A 22,792-nucleotide genomic window follows, 5' to 3' on the forward strand; every position below is an offset into this window, starting at 1 on the left:
GAATGTAAATAGAAATTGTTTTCTATGACAATAATCCATAGGATATAGCACTATGAAAAAAATATTAATTACAATCTGTTTTAGTTTAACTTCTCTTTTGATATTAAGCCCGCAGGTCAAAGCCAATGAGTTAAAAATTGGTGATACGGCTCCTGACTTTCAATTACTTAATCAGCATGGTGAAAAAATATCACTTAGCAGCCAACGAGGCCATTGGGTGGTGCTGTACTTTTACCCAAAAGACGATACTCCTGGTTGTACCACAGAAGCATGTAGTTTTAGAGATAACATTAATAAGTTGATTGCTCAAAAGGCGGTAATTTTAGGTGTTTCTGTTGATGATACTGCAAGCCATAAAGCATTTGCGGAAAAACATGATTTACCCTTCTCACTGTTAGCCGATGTGAATGGTGACGTAGCTAGAAAGTATGATGCCATTTTAGATTTAAAAGTCATAAAGTTTGCTAAACGAAATAGCTTTATTATTGATAAAGAGGGCAGAATTGCCAAAATTTACCGTGATGTTAATCCACGCGAACATGTGCGAATTGTTATGGCTGATTTAAAGAAATTACAGTCGGTTGAATAGCCCAACTGAGATTTATAAATTAAATTGCTCGGGCTGGTTTTAACAAACCACTAACAGTAAAAAATCAAAACAATAAATTCAAAACGAAAAATAAAATAGAAACGGAATCCAATATGCATTACAAGTCTTATAGCCAATATCAACATGGTGACGCCTCAAAAATTGGTGTGTTAGTGACCAACTTAGGTACGCCTGATGCACCAACTAAACAAGCATTGAGACCGTATCTTAAAGAGTTTTTGTCTGATCCACGTGTGGTTGAGCCACCGCCATCACGTTGGTTATGGAAGTTAATTCTAAATGGCATTATCTTAAATACCAGGCCTGCTAAATCTGCCGAAGCTTATAAAACTGTGTGGGATTCTGAAGGTCCAGGTGCACCATTACTTAATATTTCTCAAAGACAGCTTGATGCCATTGCAAAGTATGTAAAACCAAAACTGAATACGGAAGTCGAGTTTGAATTAGGTATGCGTTACGGTAACCCATCAATAGCTTCTGCCTTGCAAAATTTACAGGCAAAAGGCTGTCAAAAAATATTGGTGTTACCGCTTTATCCACAATATGCAGGGGCAACTACGGCTTCTACATTTGATGCAGTAAACGAAGAGCTTAAAGATTGGCGTTGGGTGCCAGATATTCGCACCATTAGCCAATACTATCGTCATCCAGGGTATATTGAAGCATTAGCTAACTCAATTACTGAGTACCAAGCGGCTCATGGCAAACCAGAACTGTTGGTTATGTCTTACCACGGTATTCCGCAACGCTATTGGGATAATGGCGATTCTTATCCTTGCCAGTGTCATTTAACTTCACGTTTGGTAGCAGAAAAACTTGGCTTAACTAAAGATCAGTATATGGTAACGTTTCAATCACGTTTTGGTAAAGAGCCTTGGGTACAGCCTTATACCGATGAAACCATGATGAGTTTACCGAAAAAGGGTATCAAAAACATTCAGGTAATGTGTCCAGGTTTTTCAGCCGACTGTTTAGAAACTATTGAAGAGATTGGCGAAGAGAACCGGGAATATTTTGAAGAAGCTGGTGGCGAAAAGTTTGGTTATATAAAGTGTTTAAATGACCGAGACGACCATGCTCAAGCTCTAGCGGATCTAGTTCTGCAAAACCTTCAGGGTTGGGATATTACCGTGGATGAAGCGGACCTTGCCAAAGTAAAAGAAAATGCGAAAAAACTTGGTGCAAAGAATTAAAGTGTAAACCTAACAATTTACTTTCAAAGCGTATTTTTAAACGTTTTACCAGGCCTGCTAATTTATTTTTGATTGCTAAGCATCTCAAAAATAGCTAGCGGGTTTTTTATTGCCTGGATTTTATCTCCAAACCTCGGTTAAAAATTCTAATAAAAGCTCTCAAAACTTTCCAAAAAATATCCAAAAACCACTCTTAAAACCTCATTAAGAACTCACAACACACTTTAATAAAGTGAGCTTGTGATAATTCTCTGTATAAAAATTATGCATTAATATGTATTTATGTATAATTAATGTATAAGTTTAATTTTACCAGAGGTCTTTTTATGAAAGTGTTGATTTTAGGCGGTACAGGTTTTGTGGGAACGCACCTTAAAACCCACTTATCCCAAAAAGGCCATCACGTTACGGCTTTAGGTAGAAAGGCTTTTGAAACAGGCTTTGATTTAACGAATAAGGTAAATGGCCAAGATGTTGTGATTATGTTGGCGGGTGAAAATATTGGCAAACGCTGGTCAGAGTCATACAAAAAAGTTTTGTTAGACAGTCGCATAGTCACCAGTCAAAAGTTGAAATTGGCCATTGAACAGAGCGAACACAAGCCGAAACGTATTCTTGCGGCGTCAGCCATTGGTATTTATCCAGAAAATGATTGCCAACATTTAATCGATGAAAATACCAATATCTACGGTGATAATTTTTTGGCAGAACTGGGTAAAGCATGGGAAGAACAAAATAACCAACTGAACCCTAAACCGGTGACTATGCGTTTTGGTGTGGTATTGGGCAAAGAGGGTGGTGCTTTAGCCAAGATGTTATTGCCGTTTAAGCTTGGTTTAGGCGGTCCAGTAGCAGGAGGAAAACAATGTTTTTCTTGGATTCACCACCAAGATCTAGTAAGAGCCATTGAATATTTAATGCTCAATGAAGAGCTAGAAGGGGCATTTAATTTAACCGCTCCAAAACCATTATCAAATTATGATTTTGGACAGGCTCTGGCTACGGTTTTATCAAGACCCTATCTTATTCCACTACCACTTTGGCAGCTTAAATTAATGTTTGGAGAGGGGGCTAGGGTGTTAACGCATTCATCGGCCATTATGCCCAAACGGTTAATTGATCAAGGATTTGAATTTAAATTTACAGACGCTAAACAAGCATTAACCGATATCTTGAAGTAAGTCTATTAATGGCTATTTTAATAGTTAATTTTATAGTTAATTTAACGGTAAGTAATTAACTTAAAGAGTTAGGGAGAAGGTGTTATGAAGTTTTATGAACAATCATTAACTGGGCAGTTTCATCCTGTACAGCTTTTAGGAAAAACAGCCTACAGACGTTTTCAGGATTGGATTTTAGAAGAACAAGATTTTGCTCCATCCCCCATAGAAGGTGGAGTGACTCAAGCAAAAGAAAAACTGAAAAACTTAGATGTTAATAATTATTCTAAAACGCGTAATTATCTAGATGGTTCAATCACCATGCTTTCCGCTTACATTGAGCATGGTTTGATAGATCCTTCTGAGATTTTGAAATACATCGACTCACAACGAGGGCGTATGCAAGCTTATGATTTTTTACAACAGTTGAGTTGGCGTGATTTTTATCAAAAAAAGTATTTTGAAAACCCCGAAGCGATTTGGGAAAACCTAGAAGATTATAAAACGGGTTTTAAACATGATGATTACGGTGATTTTTTGCCGAGTGATGTATTAAGTGCCACTACCAATGTGGCAGTGATTAACGAGTTTATTAGAGAGTTACGAGAAAACGGTTATTTGCACAATCATGCACGCTTATTTTTAGCCTCTTATATTGTGCATTGGCGTAAAGTTAAATGGCAGGTTGGAGCTCGTTGGATGCTAAGCCACCTAATAGATGGCAACTTGGCTTCTAACAACTTTTCATGGCAGTGGGTAGCCAGTACAGGCAGTAAAAAAGCCTATATTTTTAACTTAGAAACCGTCAGAAAATATGCCAAAGAAGGTATGAATCTATCAGTTGAACATAATTTTGCTATATACGGTTCTTATGAAGTGTTAACCCAAAGGTTGTTTCCTAAAAAAGCCGCATAGAGGATTTAGAGAAACGAAAACAAAGAGAAACTTGCCATGAGTTCTAAATTAAAAGCTAAAAAATGGATATGGTTGCATTACAACCACCTTAACCCTGAACATAAGATTTTTGAGCATGTGAAAGATTACGATGCCGTGTTATTTATTTGGGATGAAGACTACTTTAATAGCCAGTTTTTTTCTAAACAAAGAATGTATTTTATTTGGCAGTGTTTAACTGATTTTAAATCTAAAAATATGACGGTGATAAAAGGTGAAACGGATGCCGTTTTAAAGCAAATATACCGTGAACAACCTAATACCCAAATATTTACGCCGGAAAATCCAGCATTTAATTACAAACGTTGGAAGTTTGTCGAGCCGCTAAAACAAAATCAATTTATTGTCTTTGATCAAAATGTGCCATTTGGTTTCTTTAAGTTTTGGAAAGAAGCTAAAAAACAACTTTTTGGAGACCTAAAGTAATATCGGTCGCTAGCTTTTTAGATTATGCAGGCTTAATTTAGTGTGTTGGCTTGGCGGTTTTTAACTATTTAGCTTATAGCGAGGTCAAACCTCTGTTTATGAGTTACAGCTTGTACTTTAAAAACCTTACAGCGCTGGTTTGCATGGAAATCTTTCCGTAAAAAATGCTGTAACTGACAATTGGCAACGGTTATGTATTCCTCTTGCAGAATTTGAAAGTTACCGTACTTTTTCAAAATTTGACCCTGTTAAAGTCACACGTTTTGCGCTGGTAGTAATTGGGGATGCCTTTGAAACCCAAAAATGTGTTGGGCGTTTTGGGGTTTACCGCAATGAATAATCTATAAAAGACTTCTCTATGCAACTTAAAATGTAAAGGAAAGACTATGGCACTGAATGCAAAGAGTTTTCAGCTTTTAGAGTCAAATTACCCTGCGGCACAGCGTATGCGTTTTATGTTAGCGAGCTTGTACGGTGCTAATGTTGAAGTTGATATGCGGGCTTTTTTACTTCAAGCCAATGAAGAAGAGATGGCCTGTTGGGTTAATATTCAGAAAGCGTTTTATAGTACTAAGGGTAATAACTTGCGTTTAAAAAAGTTGGCAGACAAAGCAAGTCTAGAATTTTTTAAAACCAGAGCGTTTGAAGAAGGTCGTAGCTATGCCTATGAGCTACCACCAGAGCAGGTAAGTGCAGAAGGTATAAAATTACGTGCAACTAAAAACCCTTACCGTGATAATGAAGCTTTTTCTGAAGAGGTGAAAAACGCCTGGTCAGATGGATTTCAGACTTCATTTGAAGTAATTTCAGGTGAATCTTGGTAAATTATTCTTTAATACTAAACCCCTAAAGCATTTTACCAGGCCTGGTAAAAATCAAAATAAGTGGAGTAAAAATCTATGAGTCAGCAAGAGTCGATTGACTTTAACAAGAGCATTGTTATTGAAACCCATAATAAAGAGTGGGTAGGAAGTCCATCTGATGGTGTTATGCGTAAGCCGCTTGAAAAAGAGTTTGCCGAGAGTGGTCGTACAACTAGTTTAGTGAAGTTTTTACCAGGTGCTTCTTTTGCTCCGCATAGACACCCAATGGGTGAAGAAATTTTAGTCCTTGAAGGCGTGTTTTCTGATGAAACAGGGGATTATCCTGCTGGCAGTTATATAAGAAACCCACCTGGTTCTATGCATAAGCCTTTCTCAAAAGAGGGCTGTGTATTATTTGTTAAGTTAGATTATTTTCAGCCTGGCGATTTAGAAACCGTAAAAATGCAAACCAACTTTGATCCACAAATGCCAGGAATCGGCAATTTGAAAGTCATGAGTTTACACACATATGGCACTGAAGGTTCCGCTTTAGTGTATTGGCCAAAGGGAGAGGTTTTTCAGCCTCATACTCATTTTGGGGGAGAAGAAATATATGTGATTAGCGGTGAGTTTATTGACGAACATGGTCGCTATCCAGCTGGAACTTGGATGCGAACTCCGCATATGAGTAAACACTTTCCATATGTTGAAGAAGAGACATTAATTTATGTAAAGACAGGGCATCTTTAAGAGGTGACTAAGTTAGTATCTTGATAAGCTCGTTAGAAGCGTGGCTAGTAAACTGTAGTAAGCGTTTCTATCAAGTCTTTTCTAGAGAACAAGGACAATGAAACCGTACCCAACTACCAACCTAAAGGAACTTTATACTGCACTGCACAATGGTGTTTAAGAACGTTTTCCACGCATCAATTTAATGACTTGATTTCACTCCAATCATAATTGATTTCAATCGCTTCAAATGGGGTTCTGTCTTCTTAAGCCATCTTAATGACTCGGCTAACATCTTCATCAGATAAGTTTAAAAATACGTAATTTTTTTACTCATCATTTTTACTATTCGCTTTGCTATCTTTTAAAAACTCATTAAGAAAAAGCTAACGCATTGCATAGGCATTGAATAAGCCCTTTTTAAGGGGCTAATCGTCTAATTAACCAGGCCTGTTGATCTTTATCTAATTCATAGACAATTCTGTCGTGTAGACGGTTTTCACCACCTTGCCAAAACTCGACTTTATTTGGCTCAACTCTATAGCCACCCCAAAAATCAGGGAATGGAACCTCACCATCTTTAAACTTAGCCATCAGTTTCTCATACTGAGCTTTTAATAAAGATTTTGAGGAAATAATTTCACTTTGATGGCTTACCCAAGCACCAATTTGGCTACCTTTAGGGCGGCGGCTATAGTATTTTATTGACTCCGCAGTGGAGATTTTTTTAGCGACACCTTCAATTCGAATTTGGCGTTCTAGATCGAGCCATAAAAAATGCAAACTAACATTGGGGTTGTTATCAATATGTTGCGATTTTTCACTGGTATAGTTGGTGAAAAATACAAAACCAGTTTCATCAAAGTATTTAAGTAATACTGTGCGGCTAGTAGGTGTTAATTCAGGGCTAACTGTCGATATGGTCATGGCATTTGGTTCAGTTAAATCGGCTTTTTTCGCCTCCTCAAACCAAATATCAAACTGTTCAAAAGGACTTTTTTCAACCTCGTCTTCATTTAAACCACCTTTTTGGTAACTTAAACGCATATCAGCCAAGTCTTTAAACGTTTTACTCATAAAAATCTTCCTCACTCATGGCTTCCCATTGGGATGGTTCATTAATCCCTTGGGCAGTCAGCTTTTTAAAATGAATGGGTCTGCAACAGACTGGACAGTCTTCAATCATTTCATCCGACTCATCCGATTCATCAAACACCCATTCAAACAGTTCCCAGCAATAGGGACATTGCATTTGTCTGCTTTCAAGGTCCTTATTTTCAAACTCAATGTCTTCTTGGTCTGAATGAACAAACTCCTCATTTTCATTTAGTCGAGAGCGTGTTTTTAACAGTTGTAAATGATCAGTACTCATTATTTCCACCCTTGCAACCAGGCCTGGCTATTTTTTAAGTCTTGAGGCACAACGGTTGTTTGATTTTTAGTCATTACTGCTTCTATGTTACAGCTTATAACGTTTTGTTGCTCCTCATCAAATTGTATTGCCACAATAATAAAATGTTTTTATTTAATTGTGCACAATATTGTGTACAATATGGAAAAGCTTACATAAAAGGAATTTGTTTTGTCTCTGAACATGCGAGAAACAGGTATTGTGTTGGAGTTAAATCTACATAAATCTTCAAAGAAAGGTTTGTTATCAGATTTAAACGTGGCTGTAAAAGATTTGTTTGATATTCAGGGGGCTGCAACAGGTGCAGGAAACCCTGATTGGTTAAATACTCATGAAATTCCTAATCAAACAGCATCAGCCGTTGAGAAACTTTTAGCTTCGGGGGCGACAGTAATAGGTAAGTCGCTTACTGATGAATTGGCTTACAGCTTAAATGGCACAAATATACATTACGGTACGCCGTTAAATCATAGCTCTCCTTTGCGTATTCCAGGTGGTTCAAGCAGTGGATCAGCCGTTGCTGTATCTTCTGGTGTTGCAGATATAGGTCTTGGTACAGATACTGGCGGCTCTATTAGAGTGCCTGCTAGTTACAATGGTCTGTTTGGTCTACGTCCAACTCATGGTCTGATTGAAATGGATAATATGGTTCCATTGGCACCTTCCTTTGATACCGTTGGTTGGTTAACAAAAGATATTGAAACTTTGGCAAAAGTCGCACAGGTGTTATTACCAAATACAATCTTGGGTGAGAGGCCTCAGCCAAAAAAAATGATGGTTTTAAAGCCTGAAATAGCCGGTAAAACTATATGGCATAGCGATATTGATCATTGGATTGATATGCACGCAACAAAATTTGACTCTATTGAGAATGTCATTCTAGATGGGGCTTTCTATAGTAAAGCCAGTGAAGCTTTTAGGGTTTTGCAAGGGAAAGAGATTTGGCAAACCCATGGTGAATGGATTGAAAAAGAGCAGCCCGTTTTTTCGCCAGATATTCAAGCTCGATTTGAATGGTGTAAGACAATTAGCCTTTCAGATATAGATAAAGCGTTAGAAGTTCGTCAGGAAGTTATTCAAAAATTGGATTCTATTCTTACCGATGAAAATACCGTGATGCTTTTGCCAACTACACCTGGTGCAGCACCTCTATTGGACTCTAGTAGACAATTTATGGATGAATATCGTATTCAGTTAATGGGGCTTACTGCTTTAGCAGGTTTATCGTCAAGGCCACAGTTACATTTACCTATTTTAAAAGATCAAAACGCTCCTTGGGGTGTGTCTCTACTAGGTGCAAAAAACTCAGATTTGGACTTAATCGATTTAGCTAAAATTCTAATAAATTAACAGCACATAAATTAACAGCACATAAATTAGAAGAATACGTGTATGGACATCTCTATTTAAGAGTGAGTTTCTTCTGAACCGTTCACTAGTAATGGTGGGAAATGAATACATGTTTCAAATTGGCTTTAGTACTTGGGTTTACATCGAAACTGATAGCCTAATGGGGCTTATTACACATGCAATTAATTAACAAATAATGACAAGAAAGATGGTTTAGTTTATGGATTTTTATTCTTTTATTTCACAACAAAATTATGAATTGGATGTTATGCAAATAACAGTCGAAAGCCTACTTAGTTTGGAGGTTGATAATGGAAAGTAATCTTTTGATGGAATATCTTCCACTGTTACTCTCGCTTATGGCTACTGGTGTTGTGGGCGGTTTATTAGCAGGTTTGCTAGGCGTTGGCGGAGGCATTGTGATTGTCCCTGTTCTCTATTTTGTTTTTCAGGGGCTTGGAATGGGGAATATTGAAGCAATGAGTTTGGCGACTGGTACATCGCTTGCAACCATTATTCCTACTTCAATCAGTTCAATCCGAGCACATAACTCAAAAGGTAATGTGGATTGGTCATTGATACAAAAGTGGTGGTTTTGGCTATTGTTTGGCGTTGTGTTAGGTGGTTATTTAATTTCTATTTATAAGAGTAGTGTTTTTATTGTGTTGTTTGCCCTTATTGCGGGATTTGTTTCTTTGCGAATGCTGTTTAGTAAAAATGCTTCAGTAACTAATTTACCAGGCCTGGTTATGCAAAGAACTGTTGCCAGTGTGATAGGTTTTTTATCCGTTATGATTGGAATTGGTGGCGGAACTTTAGGAGTACCCGTTTTATCAAAATTCAACTTTGTAACTCATAGAGCAGTTGGAACAGCCGCTGTGTTTGGGTTAATTATTGCCTTACCTGGAGCTGGATTGATGCTTGTTCTTGGTTCAGTACCTGAAAACAGCCCAATTGGTACCTATGGGGCAGTCAACCTACCAAGTCTACTGGCAATTATTCCTTTGACTATTCTTTTTGCCCCTATAGGGGTGAAATTAGGCCAAAAATTAAATGCAGTAACCCTTAAAAAAGTGTTTGCTGTTGTGTTACTCATTACCAGTGTTCGTATGTTTACCCAAGCTTTAGGAGTATAAAAATGGCAACTATTTTTGATCAAATTAATCCACCGTCACGTCTTTTGATGGGGCCAGGTCCTATTACGGTTGATCCACGTGTTTTAAGAGCGATGTCTGCACAATTAGTGGGGCAGTATGATCCTGCGATGACGGATTATATGAATGAAACACAGGTACTTTATAGACAAATTTTTAAAACTCAAAATGAAGCGACTCTATTAATTGACGGTACATCAAGAGCAGGAATTGAAGCCGTTTTAGTATCGGTAATTACTCCCGGCGATAAAGTTTTGGTGCCTATTTTTGGACGATTTGGTCATTTGTTAAAAGAGATTGCTATACGGTGTGGTGCTGATGTTCATATCATTGAGGCACCTTGGGGAACCGTTTTTGAACCTGAGCAAATAGAAGAAGCCATAAAAAAAGTGCAACCAAAATTATTAGCTTTAGTGCAGGGAGATACTTCTACCACTATGCTTCAACCGCTTGAGCATATTGGTGAGATATGTCAGCGTCATGATGTTTTATTTTATTCAGATGCGACGGCTTCTATTTGTGGTAATGACTTTCAAACCGATGCTTGGGGGCTTGATGCGGTATCTGTTGGACTGCAGAAATGTTTGGGTGGTCCATCAGGAAGTTCACCAATTTCATTAAGTGAACGTTATGTTGCAGAGGTTAATAAACGTCGTCATGTAGAAGCGGGTATTCGTGATAAACATCATAAAGATAGTGGCGGAGAAATTATTCATTCTAACTATTTTGATATACCCATGATTTTAGATTACTGGGGAGCAGAACGCCTAAACCATCATACAGAAGCTTCAACCATGTTATACGGATCTAGAGAATGTGCTCGGATTGTTCTTCAAGAAGGGCAAGAAGAGTGTATCGCTCGCCATAAATTACATGGCGATGCTATTCGCTCTGGATTAGAAGGAATGAACCTGGAAATTTATGGTGATCAGAGCCATAAAATGAATAATATCGTGGGGGTTGTTATTCCAGAAGCGGTGGATGGTGAAGCCGTACGTACCTCAATGCTACTTGATTTTGGTATCGAAATTGGCACCTCTTTTGGACCTCTAAAAGGTAAGGTATGGCGTATTGGTACCATGGGATACAACGCCAGAAAAGATTGTGTGCTTGTAACACTGTCGGCATTAGAAAATGTCTTAAGAAGAATGGGGCATAAGTTACCAGCTGGAGAAGCGATAGATAGAGCTATGTTGCATTATGAAACTGAGTTAACGGATTAATACAGATGTCAAATGTCATTAAACGTTGCCAAACATTAGCCAAAATTTCAGATAGTCCAGTAGGTATTTCTAGACTCTATTTGAGTCCTTCTTATCGAGCTGGTTTGAATCAGGTTGAGAAGTGGATGCAACAAGCTAATATGAAAACTTGGATTGATTCAGTAGGAAACCTCTGGGGTTGTTTTGCCTGTAAAGATGAAACTGCTCCAACACTCATTATTGGTTCGCACTTAGATACCATTCCTAATGCAGGAATGTTTGACGGTATTTTAGGTGTAATGGTTGGCATAGAAGTTATTGAGCGGATACAAGAAAAAGGAATTGAATTGCCATTTCATATAGAAGTGGTTGGTATTGGTGATGAAGAAGGTGTGAGTTTTGATGCCTCTATGTTAGGAAGTCGTGCCATTGTAGGTCAATGGAGTGATGATACTTTAGAGCTAACCAATGCTGCAGGCGAAACTTTAGAGAAAGCTTTAATTGCGAATGGTCTGCCTGGAGATGAATATGCTAAAGCTTCTCGTGTTGGTGATAACTTATTAGGTTATTGGGAAGTTCATATGGAGCAAGGCCCAGTTCTTGAGGCTGAGGAATTGCCTGTTGGGATAGTAACGGCGATTGCAGGAGCAAGAAGGTTTAAAGTCACGATTGAAGGTGAAGCAGGTCATTCTGGTACGGTTCCCATGAACTTACGTCATGACGCTCTTACTGCAGCCGCTGAAGTGATTTTAATGATAGAAAAAAGTGCTCAACAGCATGGGCTTGTGGCCACTGTTGGTCATTTACAAACTTACCCAGGAGCCGTTAACGTTATACCAGGCCTGGTAGAATTTACTGTAGATATTCGTAGTGATAATGATGCTTTAAAAGAGAAGGTAATGAACCTAATTTACCATACCTCTGAAAGTATCAGTATGCAAAGGGATGTGGAAATATATTGGAAGGATTACCATTGGGCACCAGCTAGGCAATGTCATCCTGATTTTAGAATCCTATTTGAGGAAGCAATCTCACAACAAAAAATACATGTACGTTCTTTAGTTAGCGGAGCGGGTCATGATGCAATGACCTTTGCTGAAATTACCGATATAGCCATGTTATTTGTTCGTTGTAAAGGGGGGATTAGTCATCACCCTGATGAATATGTAAGTGAAGAGGATGCAGAAATTGCAGTAAACACCACTTTGATTGCTTTAGAAAAGCTAGCTGAATGTTACCACTTGAGTAGTTCAATTAGTAGAAAAGGAGCTTAGGTTATGCAATTAGGTACACCAGACATTTGTGATCAGTATCGTGAAAAACTTCAAGTTTTTCCACCTGTGTTCAAGTCTTATGGTGGCTGTAAGTCCGTTGCAGCTCAGATAGAAACGTTAAAGATTTATCAAGATAATGCAATGTTTTGGGAAGTACTTCGCCAACCTGGTTTAGGTAGAGTGCTTTTTGTTGATGCAGGTGCTGATTATAGTGCGGTTATGGGCGATAAGATGGCCGTTATTGCAGTTGAAAATGGCTGGTATGGAATGGTAATTAATGGGTATATTCGTGATACTGCTATTATAAAAACTTTACCATTAGCTGTTTGGGCATTAGGTAGTTGTCCCATGAAAGGAACTATGGTTTCTGAAGCGAAATTAGCAGTAAATCTTTCATTTCAGTCAATAAACATAGAACCAGGTATGTATGTTTATGCTGATGAAGACGGCGTTTTACTCTCTCAAGAAACTTTTACTGAATTTGATGATATATTTAATCAACAACACCGTCTTATATCTAAAAATTAACGCTGATTCATTATTTCTCTTCTTAAATCGTATCGCTTAAACGTTCCATCTTTTTCTTGATTGTGTACAATGGATTTATAAAGTGTACTCAATTAAGGAATGTGATTTTGTCTGAAAAACATCAAACATCTAAAGTAATTTGGATTAAAAACCCTCTCTCAATCTATACGGCTAATGATTTAGACGCTCATGGTGGTATTGTTATAGATAACAATATCATTGTTGAACTAGTTGCTAAAGGTGCACAGCCAAAAACGGCGTATACAGAAGTTTATGATGCATCTGAATCTGTTGTTTTACCAGGCCTGGTAAATGTTCACCATCATTTTTATCAAACTCTCACTCGTGCTTACCCACCAGCATTAAATAAACGTCTATTTCCATGGTTAAAAACGCTTTATCCGGTTTGGTCTAGACTTAAAAGTGATCAATTGGAAGTTTCATCTACCTTGGCAATGGCTGAATTAATGTTATCTGGCTGTACTACCGCTTCAGATCATCATTACGTGTTTACCGATGGGCTAGAAAACGCAATTGATATTCAAATAGAAGCAGCAAGAAAGCTTGGAATGCGTGTTCATTTAACTCGAGGGTCAATGAGCCTTGGAGAAGAGCAAGGTGGCTTACCACCGCAAAACACGGTGCAAACAGAGCAAGTCATTTTAGAAGATAGTGAACGCCTAATTAAAACTTATCACAATCCACAACCCGGGGCGATGGAGCGAATTGCTTTAGCACCATGTTCTCCCTTTTCGGTAACAGAAGACTTAATGGTACAAACGGCCAATTTAGCCCAACAATATGGCGTAATGATGCATACCCATTTAGCTGAAACTGAAGATGAAAATAACTTTTGCATCAAAATGTTTGGTTTAAGACCCTTAGATTACTTAGAAAAAGTAAATTGGCTTAACAATAAAGTTTGGTTGGCACATGGTATTCATTTTGATGATAAAGAGGTCCAACGACTTGGTGCTAAAGGTGTGGGTATAAGTCACTGTCCATCTTCAAATATGGTTTTAGCGTCGGGCATCTGTAGAGGCATTGAATTAGAGCAGGCAGGGTGCTCTGTTGGTATTGGAGTAGATGGTTCTGCCTCCAATGATGGTTCAAATATGATTTCAGAAGTTCGCCAAGCCTTGTTGATTCAACGATTACGTTATCAGGCAGATGAAGTTTCTCATTTAGATGTTTTGAGATGGGCCACTAAAGGTTCTGCCGGCTGTTTAGGGCGTGATGATATTGGAGAAATTGCTGTTGGAAAACAGGCAGATTTGGCTATGTTCAAATTGAATGAGTTACGGTTTTCAGGAGCGGGTGATCCTCTAGCAGCATTAATATTGTGTGGAGCTCAAACAGTTGATCGTTTAATGATAAATGGTCAATGGCGTGTGGTAGATGGGAATCTTGTTGGTATTGATTTGGTTAATATGATGCACAAACATCAAAATTGTGCACAAAGTATTCAGTAAGACGCTTTAACCTAGTGCCTTTTTTGCACCATTATGGTGTATTGTAAGTAGTGTTTGGGTAGGAGATTGAAGGGGTAATAAGAGCTGTGTAAAAGGAAGCTTAATAAGTTGTTGATATAAAAGGAATTTATTTTAAATTTATTTTTTATGTTTTGTTGGCATTTATCTTGCATACAAATAAATAGTTAAATTGTGTACAATGTTGTTTACATAACTATTATTTAAGTAAGTCTAAAAGGAAGATACCAATGTCAATATCAACTACATTTAAAAAGAAATCATTGCTTTCGGGAATTGCTCTAGCGGGTGCAATGCTAATGTCACCAATGTCACAAGCGGCAGATTGGAGTAATACGAATTTATTACTCTTAAATGGTTCAGGTTACAAGCAGGTCCCTTCTAATAATGAAGTTGATGGTACTGTTGTAACCGTTGAACATGTTAGTGGTTGGAAATATGGTTCAAACTTTTTCTTTTTTGATGTTACTAATGCAAATACCAGTAAAAGTGATTTTTATGGTGAAATTTCACCTAGCTTATCTTTTGGAAAAATGACAGGTAAAGATCTTTCTTTTGGTTTTGTTAAAGACGTCTCTCTTACAGGTACATTAGAGATTGGACAAGTAACGAACGCTCAATTATATGGTATAGGTTTTGATTTAGATATTCCTGGTGTGCCGGTTGCTAAAGTGAATTTTTATCAAAGAGCCAGTACTAGCGAGTTTTACCCTGGAAAAATGGGTAGTGGTCAGCAAGTGACGTTTGTATGGATGGCTCCATTTAATTTAGGGTCAACAAGTTGGACATTTGAAGGTTTCTTAGACTATGCAACAGCAGAAAAAGAAGTTGGAAAAGTAGAGAATATTATAGCGTCACCTCGATTGACTATGGATATTGGTGCTTTATTTGGTTCTCCTAAGAAAATCTCAGCAGGTATTGAGTACGCTTATTGGATGAATAAGTATGGTACTAAAGGCATAGATGAGGGTGTTCCTCAAGCCACTGTTAAATGGACTTTCTAATCTAGAAATCAATTCGAAAGGAACAATCATGAAAAGAAGACACTTTTTAAAACCAATCGCATTAGGTTTCTTAGCGGCATCCATGGGATTAACTTCGGTTTCTGCTTTGGCAGAAAAAGAAGTTAAAGCAGGTTTTGTTTATATCGGGCCTATTGGTGACCACGGTTGGAGTTTCCAGCATAACCAAGGGCGTTTGGCAGTAGAAAAAGCTTTAGGTGATAAGGTGAAAACCACCTATGTTGAAATGGTGCCTGAAGGTGCTGATGCTGAGCGAGTCATTCGTAAGCTTGCTTCAACAGGTAACAATATTATTTTTACAACTTCATTTGGTTATATGAATCCAACTTTAAAGGTTGCTAAGCAATTTCCAAACGTGAAATTTGAACATGCTACTGGCTACAAAATGGCTAAAAATGTAGGTGTTTATAGTGCAAGATTTTATGAAGGCCGATATGTAATGGGCCAAGTAGCTGGCAAAATGACTAAATCTAATGTCATTGGATATATCGCCTCATTTCCTATTCCTGAAGTTATCCGTGGGATTAACGCAACGGTTCAAGGATTAAAATCGGTTAACCCTGACGCAACGGTAAAAGTGGTATGGGTAAACAGTTGGTATGATCCAGGAAAAGAGGGTGATGCAGCAAAAGCATTAATAGATCAAGGCGTTGATGTGATTATGCAACATACTGACTCTCCAGCTCCATTACAAGTGGCTGAACAGCGTGGAGTCTATGCAGTTGGTCAAGCTTCAGATATGAAAGCATTTGCTCCTAAAGCTCAAATCAGTGCCATTATTGATGACTGGAGTGGTTATTACATTAAAAAAGTCAAAGAGACCATGAACGGAACTTGGGAACCTGACAATACGTGGGGTGGAATTAAATCTGGAATGGTTGGTATTGCACCATTTGCCGATTTTGTACCAAAAGATGTCGTGGCAATGGCTGAAAAAACGATTGAAGATATCAAGTCTGGAGCGGTTAACCCATTCCAAGGCCCAATCAAGGATCAGTCTGGAAAACTTGTCGTTGCAAAAGGACAAGTGATTCCAGACAAAGAATTGCTTGGAATGAATTGGTATGTTGAAGGCGTTGACGGAAAACTACCAAAGTAAGTTTTAAATAATATTTATTTTCTCTCCGAAGCTCTTGCTTCAACCGGGTGGCCTAGCCACCCACCTTATTCTATGCTTTTAGCTTAAGACTAGAGGCTATATAAAACCCATTGATTGAGGGGCTCAATAACCTATTGTGCTCTTAAAATTTTGCAAAGAAATTATTCTGTTTTATGGGTTTTTTATTCTATTTTTATATTTAGCAAAGGGAAATAGATTATGAGCTCATCCAATGAAAGTGATTTAATTTACGCACTAGACGACCGCCCTCCATTTAGAGAAGCCTCCTATGCAGCCATTCAACATGTTCTAGCTAGTTTTGTTGGAATTATTACGCCAACGTTAGTTATTGGAGGTGTTTTAGGGTTGGGGGAACACATCTCTTATTTAATAAGCATGGCTTTAATTGTTTCTGGTGTTGCGACATTTATTCAGGCAAAGCGACCAGCAGGTGTAGGGGCTGGTATGTTATGTGTGCAGGGTACCAGTTTTGCTTTTTTAAGTTCAATACTTGCTGCTGGTTTTATTGCAAAAGCTAATGGTGGTGGGCCAGATGAGATTTTGGCATTAATTTTTGGTGTCGCGTTTTTGGGTGCTTTTGTAGAGATTTTTCTTAGTCAGTTTTTGCATAAACTGAAAGGAATTATTACACCGTTAGTTACTGGAATTGTCATAACCACAATTGGTGTAAGTCTTATTAAAGTGGGAATTACTGATTTAGCAGGTGGTTTTAAAGCACCTGATTTTGGTAGTGCAGAAAATCTTATCTTAGGTGTAACGGTTCTTACCATTATTATTGTTTTAAACCGCTCTAGTAATGCATTAATCCGTCTTTCATCAATCATTATAGGCTTAGTCATTGGATTTATTATTGCTGGGTTTTTAGGCAAAATTTCATTTGCAGGTCTAGCAACTCTGCCAATGATAAATATCCCAATTCCATTTAAATATGGATTTTCATTTGATTGGAATGCGTTTATTCCCATTGCGTTAATTTATTTGATTACTGCAATTGAAACATCTGGAGATCTGACTGCAAATTCTATTTTTTCTAAGCAACCTATTAAAGGTGATTTATACCAGTCAAGAATTAAGGGTGGCGTATTAGCGGATGGAGTTAATTCACTGATAGCGGCAATGTTTAATACTTTTCCAAATACAACATTTAGTCAAAACAACGGTGTGATTCAATTAACTGGTGTGGCAAGTCGTTATGTGGCCTATTTTATTGCTGCGATTTTAATAGTTTTGGGTCTATTTCCAATCATTGGAGGTGTATTACAGCAAATTCCTAAACCTGTTCTAGGTGGAGCCACTTTGGTTCTGTTTGGAACGGTTGCCGCAGCAGGTATTAAAATTTTGGCCTCTGAAAACCTGGACAGAAGAAAGCTTCTTATTATGGCGGTGTCATTTGGTGCAGGTTTAGGCGTTTTATTGAATCCAGGTGTGTTGGGTGAGATGCCAAAAATTGTACAAAATATTTTAGGTTCAGCGGTTACTTTGAGTGGATTGACTGCGATTACTTTAAGTGTGATTTTGCCTGAACCTAGTAGCTCAGAAGAACAAGTTTCAGAAAAAGAAATGTTTCAAGAAAAATAGTTTTAATCCATTTTTGGATTAAGTATTCGTTTAAAAATTTTAGTAATCTCAATAAGGCAGCTACGGCTGCTTTTTTGTACCTTGTAAAAAGAGAATATTGGTATGAAAAACTTTATAAAAAATATGCCTAAAGCAGAATTACATTTACATATAGAGGGAACTTTAGAACCAGAAATGCTTTTAGAGTTAGCTATGAAAAATAATGTGGTGTTACCTTATAAAAATATAGAGGAAGTTAAAGCTGCCTATCAATTTGAAAATCTACAATCCTTTTTAGATTTGTATTACCAATCTATGCAGGTGTTACAGACCAGATCTGATTTTTATCAATTAACCTGGGCTTATCTAAAGCGTTGTGCAGAGCAAAATATTGTTTATTGTGAATTGTTTTTTGATCCTCAAGCACATATGGCTCGCGGGCTTGCATTTGAAACGGTTTTAGATGGAATATACCAAGCCACAGTTCAAGCAAAAGAAGAGTTAGGTGTTGAAGCTAAAATTATATTTTCAATTTTGCGACATTTAACTGAAGAAGACGCCGAAATCGTATTAGATATGGCAATTTTATACAAAGATCGTTTAATTGGAATGGGTTTAGATTCATCAGAAAAAGGCAACCCACCAGAGAAATTCAAACATGTTTATAGAAGAGCTCGTGAAGAGGGTTTTTACTTAGTAGCACATGCTGGTGAAGAGGGCGATTCAAGTTACGTATCGGGTGCTTTAGAGTATCTTAGAGTGGATAGAATTGATCACGGGAATAATGCCATTCAAGATTCTTCTTTGTTAGAAGAGTTAAAAGATAGAGAGATTGCCTTAACATTATGTCCGCTTTCTAATTTTCGTTTACAGGTTGTGACAGACCCTAAAAATCATCCTTTAAAGAAGATGTTTGATATGGGCTTAAAAGTCACTATTAATTCAGACGATCCCGCCTATTTTGGTGGATATTTAAATGAGAATTATCAGATCATGCAAGAAACCTTTGATTTGAATAAGGATGAAATAGTGAAGATTTCTGGCTATGCTTTTAATGCGACCTTTTTAGATGAGTCTGCTAAAGCAGCATATTTAAATAAGTTAAAAGATTACGCTGAAGCACATTAAATGTAGCTGATAGATTTGTCTGATAGTGATTTGAATTTAATAAAAAAGTGCCCCACATAGAGCACTTTTTTTGTTTTGCTTCCTAAGTCCCAAACGTTTGTTACAGTTAATTAATTAGTGGGTTGGATGGAAGGGTTTACCTAAACTGGCTGGGGCAAAACTATTTTGAGCCTGTCTAGATATAAATACTAAAACAATGATAGTTGCTAAATATGGCAACATGGAAAGGAATTCAGATGGAATGGCGATTCCAATACCTTGGCCATGAAGTTGTAAGATAGTTATACCACCAAACATGTAAGCTCCCATCAAAACTCGTGATGGCATCCACATTGCAAATACCACCAAGGCCACCGCAATCCAACCACGACCAGCGGTCATATTATCAGCCCACATCGGTGAATAGGACAGTGATAGATAAGCTCCTGCTAAGCCGCTCATGGCTCCACCATATAAAACGGCCATGTAACGAATTTTAATAACGGGATAACCTATGGAGTGTGCCGCATCATGAGATTCACCTACGGCCCTTAAAATTAAGCCATATCGGGTTTTATTTAAGAACCAATAAGTGACATAAACCATGATTAGAGAGAAGTAGATAAGAATGTCATGACTAAATAATACATTGCCAAAAAATGGAATGTTAGATAAAAAATCTATATGTAACTTTGGTAACCCTTCGTAGGCAACACCCACTAAGTTGCGACCTAGTAGCGAGCTTAAACCTAAACCAAAAATGGTTAACGCAAGACCGGTTGCAACCTGGTTTGATTGTAAGGAGAGCGTTAAAAAGCCAAAGATTAAAGCCATGGCCATGCCTGACAAGATAGCCGCAATAATAGCCAATGTTGCACTACCTGTTGAGGTAACTGTCATAAAAGCAATGACAGCTCCTATGATCATCATCCCTTCTAACCCTAAGTTTAAAACACCAGATTTTTCTGCAATTAATTCACCTAAGGCTGAAAGTAAAAGGGGAGTCGCTGCTCCAATAATGGTAACAATAATGAGAGAGGTAATTTGTGCATCCATATTATGCCCCTTCTTTTATGGCTGGATTATGACTAAAAGCAAAGCGAATTTTGTACATGATTAAAACGTCAGCTGCGAGTAAGAAAAACAGTAATAATCCCTGAAAAACGCCAGTTAAGGCTACGGGTAATCCTAAGGATATTTGTGCGGATTCACCGCCAAGATAAGAAATGGCCATAATTAGCCCGGCAAATAAAATTCCGAGAGGGTGCAAGCGACCTAAAAAGGCAACAATGATGGCTGTAAAACCGTAACCAGGAGATATTGTAGGTAACAGCTGACCAATTGGACCAGATACTTCCATAATTCCTGCCATACCTGCCATGGCTCCACTTAATAAAAACGAAAACCAAATAATCTTTTTATGATTAAATCCTGCATATTTTGCTGCTTCAGGGGCTTGTCCAACCACTCGTATTTGAAAACCAATAATGGTTCTTGCAAGCATAATCCATAGACCAATTAAAAGTACAAGTGTGATAACACTTCCTAGGTTTAATCGTGTTCCTTCAACTAATATGGGTAATAAGGCTGAATCAGTAAATAACCGAGACTCAGGAAAGTTATAACCTGATGGATCTCTATAAGGCCCATTGACCATAAAATTTAAAAATAAAATTGCGACATAACTAAGCATTAGGCTTGTAAGGATTTCATTGGTGTTAAATTTGGTTTTTAAAAAAGCGGGGATAGCTGCCCAAAGCATGCCTCCAATAGCACCAAAAATAATCATCATTGGGAGTAACCAAGCACTCTCGGTGTCATAGAACCATAGTGCTAAACCTCCGCCAACTATGGCTCCCATTACCAATTGTCCTTCAGCACCAATATTCCATATATTCGCCTTAAAGCCAATTGCGAGACCTAGGGCAATCAATATCAGAGGAGTAGCTTTAATGGCTAATTCTCCAAGACCGTAAATACTCGTTACTGGTTCTATAAAAAATACGTAAATACCTTCAACGGGTGATTTTCCCATGGCGGCGAATATAATCATTCCTGAAATCATGGTAAGTATTACCGCGATGAAGGGAGATAAATAGGTCATTTTTTTAGAAGGTGCACTTCTTGATTCAAGTCTAAGAAACATGATGGTCTACTCCTGAAGAGTTGGGCATAGGGGTTGAAATTCCACCCATTAATAATCCTATTTGTTCACGGCTAATTTCGGAGATTAGGTAGGGCTTAGATAGGGTTCCTTCATAAATCACGCAAATAGAATCGCATATTTCAAAAAGTTCATCTAAGTCTTGGGAAAGTACCAGTATGCTGCTACCTTTTTCTGCCAAGTTTAAAATTGATTGATGAATTGAAGCTGCTGCTCCTGCATCGACCCCCCAAGTGGGTTGAGCAGCTATTAATAGGCTTGGGCCTTGTTCGATTTCTCGTCCTACAATAAATTTTTGTAAGTTACCTCCAGATAGGCTTTTAGCTGCGGAATGAATTCCTGATTGTTTTACATTGTATTTGTCACATATCATTTGGGCATAGGCATCGCGTTTTGAAAAATCAATGAATCCGTTTTTTTGTAAACTCTGGGACTGGTAACCACTTAAAAAAGCGTTTTCATGCAGAGCATCATTAGGAACTGCACCATGTCCAAGACGTTCTTCAGGCACATAGGCCATGCCAATCATTCTGCGTTGGTTTGAGGGTAAGTTACCACTTGGTCGTCCATGAATGATAATGCTTTCAACCGCGGTATTTGCTTCTCCACTTAACGCAGATAAAAGTTCAGTTTGACCATTTCCCGCAATCCCAGCAATCCCAAGGATTTCACCTTCACGAATAACAAAATTGACGTCTTTTAAATCATTTCCAAATGGTTGATCTGATTTAATTGATAAGTTTTGTACCCGAATAACTTCTTTTCCATAAACCGCTGTAGATTCGCGTTTAGGAGGGGTTATTTTTTCACCTACCATAAGCTGAGCCATGCTTTTTGCGGTTTCCTGCGTTGGGTCAACCTCCTGAATATATCGACCACCTCTCAAAATTGTTGCTCGATGGCAAAGTGCTTTTATTTCATCAAGTTTATGACTTATGTAGAGAATTGAAACGCCTTCTGAGGAGAGACGTCTTAAGGTAACAAAAAGTTTATCAACTTCTTGAGGAGTCAGTACGGATGTAGGTTCATCCATAATCAATAATTTGGGGTCTTGGAGTAAGCAACGAATGATTTCAACACGTTGTCGTTCACCAACAGAGAGGTCATGAATTGTCATTCTTGGATCAATGTGTAGACCGTAATCTTCAGAAACTTGGATAATACGTTGTTCAAGCTTCTTTAGATTAAATTCACCATCTATACCTACGGCAATGTTTTCTAAAACACTTAATGCGTCAAATAATGAGAAGTGTTGAAACACCATGCCCACCCCAAGAGCTCTTGCTTCTTTTGGGCTGTCTATATTTACGCTTTTACCATCCCAAAGCATCGTGCCGCTGTCTGCTTTCATTAGGCCATAAATCATTTTAACGAGTGTGCTTTTGCCAGCACCATTTTCACCTAGTAATGCATGTATTTCACCAGGGTCAATAGTTAAATTAACCTTGTCATTGGCTAAACAACCTGGGAATTCTTTGGTGATTTCTACCAGTTGGAGTCTTGGCGGGGAAGCTTGGGTCATGGTATTTCTCCTTGGC

General features: G+C 38.0%; 24 protein-coding genes. 18 read left to right on the forward strand and 6 right to left on the reverse strand.

The features are described from left to right. The first annotated feature begins 52 nt into the window (after window positions 1–52). From ACORJQ_RS06020 to ACORJQ_RS06055, 8 genes are all read left to right on the forward strand, one after another. Window positions 53–589, forward strand: coding sequence for a peroxiredoxin (locus ACORJQ_RS06020; protein ID WP_321322831.1), 537 nt, complete (start codon window positions 53–55; stop codon window positions 587–589). 113 nt (window positions 590–702) lie between these two features. Continuing rightward, a complete protein-coding gene (gene hemH / locus ACORJQ_RS06025) occupies window positions 703–1,803 on the forward strand; it encodes a ferrochelatase (protein ID WP_321322833.1) in 1,101 nt (366 codons plus the stop codon). 326 nt (window positions 1,804–2,129) lie between these two features. Continuing rightward, a complete protein-coding gene (locus tag ACORJQ_RS06030; protein ID WP_321322834.1) occupies window positions 2,130–2,984 on the forward strand; it encodes a TIGR01777 family oxidoreductase in 855 nt (284 codons plus the stop codon). Window positions 2,985–3,068: 84 nt separating this feature from the next. After that, complete coding sequence (locus ACORJQ_RS06035; RefSeq protein ID WP_321322836.1) at window positions 3,069–3,878, forward strand: FAD-binding domain-containing protein; 810 nt, start codon at window positions 3,069–3,071, stop codon at window positions 3,876–3,878. A 36-nt stretch (window positions 3,879–3,914) separates the two neighbouring features. Continuing rightward, window positions 3,915–4,343 carry a hypothetical protein gene (locus ACORJQ_RS06040; protein WP_321322838.1) on the forward strand — a complete coding sequence of 143 codons (429 nt, stop codon included), beginning with the start codon at window positions 3,915–3,917 and terminating at the stop codon, window positions 4,341–4,343. 139 nt (window positions 4,344–4,482) lie between these two features. Further along, a complete protein-coding gene (locus tag ACORJQ_RS06045; RefSeq protein ID WP_321322840.1) occupies window positions 4,483–4,683 on the forward strand; it encodes a hypothetical protein in 201 nt (66 codons plus the stop codon). 46 nt (window positions 4,684–4,729) lie between these two features. Beyond that, window positions 4,730–5,167, forward strand: a complete 438-nt coding sequence (locus ACORJQ_RS06050) for a hypothetical protein (protein ID WP_321322841.1) — start codon at window positions 4,730–4,732, stop codon at window positions 5,165–5,167. 75 nt (window positions 5,168–5,242) lie between these two features. Beyond that, window positions 5,243–5,896 carry a cupin domain-containing protein gene (locus ACORJQ_RS06055; RefSeq protein ID WP_321322842.1) on the forward strand — a complete coding sequence of 218 codons (654 nt, stop codon included), beginning with the start codon at window positions 5,243–5,245 and terminating at the stop codon, window positions 5,894–5,896. 399 nt (window positions 5,897–6,295) lie between these two features. Here ACORJQ_RS06055 and pdxH read toward each other — a convergent pair whose 3' ends face one another. The 3 genes from pdxH to ACORJQ_RS06070 are packed head-to-tail and all read right to left on the reverse strand — an operon-like array spanning window position 6,296 to window position 7,387. After that, entirely contained in the window at window positions 6,296–6,952 is a 657-nt protein-coding gene (gene pdxH, locus ACORJQ_RS06060; RefSeq protein WP_321322844.1) for a pyridoxamine 5'-phosphate oxidase, read from the reverse strand. Beyond that, a complete protein-coding gene (locus ACORJQ_RS06065; protein WP_321322846.1) occupies window positions 6,945–7,247 on the reverse strand; it encodes a CPXCG motif-containing cysteine-rich protein in 303 nt (100 codons plus the stop codon). Before ACORJQ_RS06065 ends, pdxH begins: the two co-directional genes overlap by 8 nt. Then, a complete protein-coding gene (locus ACORJQ_RS06070; RefSeq protein WP_321326852.1) occupies window positions 7,247–7,387 on the reverse strand; it encodes a TIGR02450 family Trp-rich protein in 141 nt (46 codons plus the stop codon). The genes ACORJQ_RS06065 and ACORJQ_RS06070 overlap by 1 nt, the downstream gene beginning before the upstream one ends. 70 nt (window positions 7,388–7,457) lie before the next feature. Between ACORJQ_RS06070 and ACORJQ_RS06075 the strand changes: the two genes are divergently transcribed. The 10 genes from ACORJQ_RS06075 to ACORJQ_RS06120 all read left to right on the forward strand — a co-directional run bounded on the left by ACORJQ_RS06075 (window position 7,458) and on the right by ACORJQ_RS06120 (window position 19,111). Then, complete coding sequence (locus tag ACORJQ_RS06075; protein WP_321322848.1) at window positions 7,458–8,636, forward strand: amidase; 1,179 nt, start codon at window positions 7,458–7,460, stop codon at window positions 8,634–8,636. Between the two features lie 311 nt (window positions 8,637–8,947). Continuing rightward, entirely contained in the window at window positions 8,948–9,772 is an 825-nt protein-coding gene (locus tag ACORJQ_RS06080; protein WP_321322849.1) for a sulfite exporter TauE/SafE family protein, read from the forward strand. A 2-nt stretch (window positions 9,773–9,774) separates the two neighbouring features. Beyond that, on the forward strand, window positions 9,775–11,013 hold the full coding sequence (locus ACORJQ_RS06085) for a (S)-ureidoglycine--glyoxylate transaminase (protein WP_321322851.1): 1,239 nt from the start codon (window positions 9,775–9,777) through the stop codon (window positions 11,011–11,013). Window positions 11,014–11,018: 5 nt separating this feature from the next. Then, the gene (locus ACORJQ_RS06090; RefSeq protein WP_321322853.1) at window positions 11,019–12,266 is read left to right on the forward strand and encodes an allantoate amidohydrolase; all 1,248 of its coding nucleotides are present in this window, start codon (window positions 11,019–11,021) and stop codon (window positions 12,264–12,266) included. Between the two features lie 3 nt (window positions 12,267–12,269). Further along, window positions 12,270–12,794 carry a ribonuclease E activity regulator RraA gene (gene rraA / locus ACORJQ_RS06095; RefSeq protein ID WP_321322854.1) on the forward strand — a complete coding sequence of 175 codons (525 nt, stop codon included), beginning with the start codon at window positions 12,270–12,272 and terminating at the stop codon, window positions 12,792–12,794. A gap of 107 nt (window positions 12,795–12,901) precedes the next feature. After that, window positions 12,902–14,266 carry an 8-oxoguanine deaminase gene (locus tag ACORJQ_RS06100; protein WP_321322856.1) on the forward strand — a complete coding sequence of 455 codons (1,365 nt, stop codon included), beginning with the start codon at window positions 12,902–12,904 and terminating at the stop codon, window positions 14,264–14,266. A gap of 248 nt (window positions 14,267–14,514) precedes the next feature. Further along, the gene (locus ACORJQ_RS06105) at window positions 14,515–15,288 is read left to right on the forward strand and encodes a DUF5020 family protein (protein WP_321322858.1); all 774 of its coding nucleotides are present in this window, start codon (window positions 14,515–14,517) and stop codon (window positions 15,286–15,288) included. A 28-nt stretch (window positions 15,289–15,316) separates the two neighbouring features. Continuing rightward, window positions 15,317–16,405: a BMP family ABC transporter substrate-binding protein gene (locus tag ACORJQ_RS06110; protein ID WP_321322860.1), complete on the forward strand. Its 1,089-nt coding sequence runs from the start codon at window positions 15,317–15,319 to the stop codon at window positions 16,403–16,405. Window positions 16,406–16,624: 219 nt separating this feature from the next. After that, on the forward strand, window positions 16,625–18,004 hold the full coding sequence (locus tag ACORJQ_RS06115; protein ID WP_321322862.1) for a uracil-xanthine permease family protein: 1,380 nt from the start codon (window positions 16,625–16,627) through the stop codon (window positions 18,002–18,004). A gap of 102 nt (window positions 18,005–18,106) precedes the next feature. Further along, window positions 18,107–19,111 (forward strand): adenosine deaminase, encoded by a 1,005-nt coding sequence (locus ACORJQ_RS06120; protein ID WP_321322864.1) that lies wholly within the window; start codon window positions 18,107–18,109, stop codon window positions 19,109–19,111. A gap of 114 nt (window positions 19,112–19,225) precedes the next feature. Here ACORJQ_RS06120 and ACORJQ_RS06125 read toward each other — a convergent pair whose 3' ends face one another. From ACORJQ_RS06125 to ACORJQ_RS06135, 3 genes are read right to left on the reverse strand one after another with little or no spacing between them, the layout of a single operon-like run. After that, the gene (locus tag ACORJQ_RS06125; RefSeq protein WP_321322865.1) at window positions 19,226–20,146 is read right to left on the reverse strand and encodes an ABC transporter permease; all 921 of its coding nucleotides are present in this window, start codon (window positions 20,144–20,146) and stop codon (window positions 19,226–19,228) included. A 1-nt stretch (window position 20,147) separates the two neighbouring features. Further along, window positions 20,148–21,236, reverse strand: a complete 1,089-nt coding sequence (locus tag ACORJQ_RS06130) for an ABC transporter permease (protein WP_321322867.1) — start codon at window positions 21,234–21,236, stop codon at window positions 20,148–20,150. After that, window positions 21,226–22,776: an ABC transporter ATP-binding protein gene (locus tag ACORJQ_RS06135; RefSeq protein WP_321322869.1), complete on the reverse strand. Its 1,551-nt coding sequence runs from the start codon at window positions 22,774–22,776 to the stop codon at window positions 21,226–21,228. Before ACORJQ_RS06135 ends, ACORJQ_RS06130 begins: the two co-directional genes overlap by 11 nt. Window positions 22,777–22,792 lie beyond the last annotated feature (16 nt).

The sequence above is a fragment of the Thiomicrorhabdus sp. genome, from assembly GCF_963662555.1.
In the GTDB taxonomy this organism is placed as follows: domain Bacteria; phylum Pseudomonadota; class Gammaproteobacteria; order Thiomicrospirales; family Thiomicrospiraceae; genus Thiomicrorhabdus.